This is a genomic window from Psychromarinibacter sediminicola, assembly GCF_029168335.1.
Lineage (GTDB): Bacteria > Pseudomonadota > Alphaproteobacteria > Rhodobacterales > Rhodobacteraceae > Psychromarinibacter > Psychromarinibacter sediminicola.
In genome coordinates this window covers 1-5,092 of the sequence record NZ_JARGYC010000138.1, presented here as the reverse complement: position 1 = coordinate 5,092, position 5,092 = coordinate 1, and the positions used below count along the sequence as shown (strand labels likewise).

General features: G+C 67.6%; 4 protein-coding genes. All 4 read right to left on the bottom strand.

Annotated features, from left to right (window positions below; translation table 11 throughout):
- Positions 1-3: 3 nt before the first annotated feature.
- Positions 4-1,212: a mandelate racemase/muconate lactonizing enzyme family protein gene (locus P1J78_RS24030; protein WP_275569906.1), complete on the bottom strand. Its 1,209-nt coding sequence runs from the start codon at positions 1,210-1,212 to the stop codon at positions 4-6.
- A gap of 11 nt (positions 1,213-1,223) precedes the next feature.
- Entirely contained in the window at positions 1,224-2,972 is a 1,749-nt protein-coding gene (locus P1J78_RS24025) for a dipeptide ABC transporter ATP-binding protein (RefSeq protein WP_275569905.1), read from the bottom strand.
- Entirely contained in the window at positions 2,972-4,117 is a 1,146-nt protein-coding gene (locus tag P1J78_RS24020) for an ABC transporter permease (protein WP_275569904.1), read from the bottom strand. Before P1J78_RS24020 ends, P1J78_RS24025 begins: the two co-directional genes overlap by 1 nt.
- A 6-nt stretch (positions 4,118-4,123) precedes the next feature.
- Positions 4,124-5,092: ABC transporter permease (locus P1J78_RS24015; RefSeq protein ID WP_275569903.1), on the bottom strand; the 969-nt coding region annotated here is incomplete at its 5' end.

The following is a 5,092-nucleotide window of genomic DNA, read 5'->3' as shown; positions in this document are numbered from 1 at the left end:
CCCCTACGCCTTGTCGCTCCGCCTGAGTCTCAGGCGGGCGCTTCTGCGCAGGCGGGGCTGGACGTAGAGGCATTCGTCGAAGGTGCCGGGTTCGTAGGCGCCGTCGTTCGTCGGCATGTCGGCGACGTTGCGCTCGCTGGGGTATTTCGCGATCTCCTCCTCGACGAGCTCCACGCCCAGGCCCGGCGCGTCGGGTACCGGCAGCGCGCCGGCCTCGGCCTTCAGGACCGGGGTCACGACGTCGTAGCGGCCGCTCCAGTCGAACTCGACCCGTTCCAGCATCAGGACGTTGGGGATCGTCGCCAGCACGTGCAGCGCCGCGAACTCCGCCACCGGGCCGAGCGAGCCGGAATGCGGCGCCATGGTGATGTAGTGGGATTCGGCCATCGCCGCCATCTTGCGCATCTGGGTGATGCCGCCGGCGCGGCCGGTATCGGGCTGGATCACGTCCACCAGGTCGCGCTCGACATACGGCCGGATGCCCCAGATCGTGCTGACCCGCTCGCCCGCCGCCAGCGGGATGTCGACCGCGTCGCGGACCCGCTGCAGCGCGTCCAGGTTCTCCGGCGCGACCGGATCCTCGTAGAACAGCAGATCCAGCTTCTCCAGCTCGCGCCCCACCGCGATCGCATCCGCCGCGGTCATCCAGGACGGCCCGTGCGCATCGACCATCACGTCGGCCTCGGCGCCGACCGTGTCGCGGATCGAGGCCACCAGGTCGAGATCCACGGCCCCGGTGAAGCCGACCTTCACCGCGCTGTAGCCCCGCTCCATCAGTTCGCGCGCCCGCTCGGGCGTCTTGGCATGGCCGTAGACCGGAATCGTATCGCGGAACCTGCCGCCCAGCAGGTTCCAGACCGGCTGGCCCAGCACCTTGCCCTTGATGTCCCACAGCGCCATCTCGATGCCCGTGAGGGCGCCGCCGCCCACCGTGCCGGTCATGCCGTGGCCCATCGTCGCCACGTAGAGGCGATGCCACAGCCGGTCGATGTCGCGCGGGTCCTCGCCGGTCAGGACGGCGGCGAGATCCTGCACCGCGCGCTCGATCACCCGCGGCCAGCCCGAGCATTCGCCGATGCCGTAGACGCCCTCGTCGGTCTCGACCTTGACGAAGAGCCAGTTGCGCGAGCCGCGGAACGATCCGGCGCCGGCGGGCATGCCCGGGCGCGACCCGACCTGCATCAGAAAGGTCTTGATTCCCGTGATCTTCATTGTCTGCCTTTTCAGGTGGTTTCGCGGTAACGGACGCGCTGTTTGTGGCCGCGGTAGCGCGGGTCCGCCACCGGAACGGCGGACAGCAGCGACTTGGTGTATTCGTGCTGCGGGGCGGTGCAGACCGCCTCGGTCTCGCCCGTCTCGACGATCCGGCCCTGGAACATGACGGCGATGCGGTCGCAGAAGTACCGGATCACCGCGATGTCGTGGCTGATCAGGATGAAGCTCAGATCCAGCCGCTCCTGGAGATCGAGCAGCAGGTCGAGGATCTGCGTGCGAAGGCTCACGTCCAGCGCCGAGGTCGCCTCGTCGGCGATGATGATCCGCGGGTTCGGCGCGATCGCGCGGGCGATCGACACGCGCTGCCGCTGACCGCCCGAGAAGGCGTGCGGATAGCGCATATAGGCCGAGACCGGCAGCCCGACCAGGTCGAGCAGCTCGTGCACCCGCTCGCGGATCTGCGGCCCCGTCAGCTTGCCTTCGACGACCAGCGGCTCGGCGATGATCTGGCCGATGGTCATCCGCGGGTTGAGCGAGGAGAACGGGTCCTGGAACACGGTCCGGATGTCGCGCCAGGGCTGCGCCAGCTGGTCCTCGGTCAGCGGCGCGAGGTCGCGCTCCTGCCCGGCGGCGTTGGTGTAGAGAATCCGCCCCTCGGTGACCTCGTGCACGCGCTGCAGGCACCGGCCGAGCGTCGTCTTGCCCGAGCCGCTTTCGCCGACGATGCCGAGGTTCTCGCCGCTGCGCAGGTCCAGGCCGGCCCCGTCGACCGCGACGAGCCCCTTCTTTTCGCCGCCGAGCCAGCTCTTGCTGGCGCCGAAGACCTTGCTGACGCTGTCCGACACCAGGATCGGCTTGCCGACGGGGCGGCTCTCGCGCATCGCCAGCCGCCGCTCCGAGGGGTGATCCAGCTCCCGGACCGAGTTCAGCAGCCGCTGGGTGTAGTGGTGCTGGGGGTCTTCGAAGATCTCGTAGACATCGCCGGTCTCCACCACCTTGCCGAACCGCATCACCGCGATCTCGTCGGCGATCTCGGCCACCACGCCCATGTCGTGGGTGATGAACAGCACCGCCATGTCGCTGTCGTCCTGGATCGACCGGATCAGGTCGAGGATCTCGGCCTGGATCGTCACGTCCAGCGCCGTGGTCGGCTCGTCCGCGATCAGCACCGTCGGGTTGCAGGCCAGCGCCATGGCGATCATCGCCCGCTGCCGCATGCCGCCGGAGAACTCGAAGGGATACTGGTCGATGGCCTTGCCCGGGTTCGGGATCTCCACCTTGCGCAGAAGCTCCAGCGCCCGCTCGCGCGCGTCCTTCCTGGAGACCGGCTCGTGCAGCCGGATCGCCTCGCCCACCTGGTCGCCGATCCGGTGCACCGGCGACAGCGAGCTCATCGGCTCCTGGAAGATCATCGCGATGTCGCGGCCGCGCAGGTTGCGGATCGCCTTGGACTTCGGATTCAGCCGCAGCAGGTCGACGGTCTCGTCGACATCGCCGGCCCGCGCCGTGCGGTGCCGGTGCAGCAGCGCCTGACCGCCGGTCACCCGGCCGGGCGGGTCGACGATCTGCAGGATCGAGCGCGACATCACGCTCTTGCCCGACCCGCTCTCGCCGACGACGCAGAGCGTCTTGCCGGCATGCAATTCGAGCGAGACGTCGTCGACCGCGCGGAAGTTGCCGCGCTTGGTCACGAACTCGGTGGTCAGGTTCTTCAGTTCCAGAACCGCGGTTTCGGCTGTCATCGCTGTCTCGCTCATCAGTGGCTGTCCTGCGCATAGGGGTCGGCCGCGTCGCGCAGACCGTCGCCGAGGAAGTTCAGCGCCAGCACCGCCAGCACCACCGCGCCGCCCGGCGCGAAGAGCCACGGCGCCTGGGCGATCGACCGGATGTTCTGCGCCTCCTTCAGCAGCACCCCCCAGGAGATGATCGGCGGCGTCAGGCCGAGCCCCAGGAACGACAGCGACGTCTCGGCGATGATCATCACCGGGATCGCCAGCGTCACCGAGGCGATGATATGGCTCACCATCGACGGCATCATGTGGCGGAAGATCACCCGGCCGCGCTTGCAGCCGTCGAGCCGCGCCGCGGTGACGAAGTCCTCGGTCCGGAGCGCCAGGAACCGCCCCCGGACCACGCGCGCAAGCTCGGTCCAGGCCACCAGCGACAGGATCACCGTGATCGCGAAGTAGCGCGTCAGCGGCGACCAGTCCTGCGGCAGCGCGGCGCTGAGCCCCAGCCAGATCGGGATCGTCGGCAGCGAGATCACCAGCTCCACGACCCGCTGGATGAACATGTCGACCCGGCCGCCGTAATAGCCGGAGATGCCGCCCAGGATCAGCCCCAGGAGCAGGCTGAGCGCCACGCCGATCAGGCCGATCGACATCGACACCCGGGTGCCGAAGAACGTCCGGCTGACCATGTCGCGCCCCAGACGGTCCGCCCCGAACAGATAGAACCGCTCCTCGGGATCCTCGGTCGTCAGCAGGTGACGCTCCATCGGAATGAGGCCCCAGAGCTCGTAGGCATCGCCCTTGCCGAAGAACTCCAGATAGATCTTCTCGTCCGGGTTCACCGTGTAGGTCGTCTCGAGCGTGAACGGATCCCGCTCCAGCGTCATGCTGAGCACATGCGGGCTGAACGACCAGCCGCCCTCGGCGTCCCGGTCGATGAACCGGACCATCTGCGGCGGGTGATAGATGTCGGCCGACGAGGTCGAATTCGGGTCGAACGGCGCCAGGAACTCGGCGAACAGCCCGATCACGAAGAAGAACAGGATGAGGATCGCGCCGGTCATGGCCAGGCGATGCCGGCGGAAGGCGATCCAGATCAGGCGCCACTGCGAAGCGAACGCTTCGGGCGATTCTTCCAGGGCGCGGGGGTCGATTTCGGTTTCAGCGGTCATTGGGGGTCACCGGAAGCGAATGCGCGGATCGATCAGCGCAAGCAGGATGTCGGATACCAGCATGCCCACGATCGACAGGCAGCAGAGCAGAAGGATGAAGGCGCCGGCCAGATACATGTCCTGCGCCAGGAGCGCCTGCAGCATCAGCGGCCCCGAGGTCGGCAGCGACAGCACGAAGGCGGTGATGACGGCGCCCGAGATCAGCTGCGGAAACGCCCAGCCGATCGTCGAGATGAACGGGTTGATCGCGATCCGCACCGGGTATTTCATGATCAGCCGGAACTCCGACAGCCCCTTGGCGCGGGCCGTCGTCACATAGGGCCGGTGCAGCTCGTCCAGCAGGTTGGCCCGCATGATCCGCACCAGGCTGGCCGTCGCGCTGGTCCCCAGGATGATCACCGGGATCCAGATATGCGCCATCAGGTCGCCGAACTTGGCCAGCGACCACGGCGCGTCCTGGTATTCCTCCGAGAACAGCCCCGACACGTCCGAGCCGAAATGCACCACCGCGATATACATCAGCACCAGCGCGAACAGGAAGTTCGGCGTGGCCAGCCCGATGAAGCCGATGGTCGTGAAGAAATAGTCGCCCAGCGAGTATTTCCGAACCGCCGAGTAGATCCCGATCGGAAGCGCCACCGCCCAGGTGAACATCAGCGTCGCCAGCGCCAGCGTCACCGACAGCGCCATCCGCTCCCAGATCAGCTGCCCCACCGGCTGCTGCCACTCGAACGAGATCCCGAAATCGCCCTGAAGAACCCCCCCGATCCAGCGCAGATACTGCACGATGAACGGCTGATCGAAACCATAACGCTCGCGCAGCGCATCCAGCCGCGCCTCGTCCACAACGTCGCCCGACTGCGACAGCGTCGCCGCGAACGTCGTCAGATAGTCCCCCGGCGGCGCGCTGATCAGCGCAAACGCAATCAGCGAAACCGCAAACAAAAACGGGATCGCCCACAAAACGCGACGCGC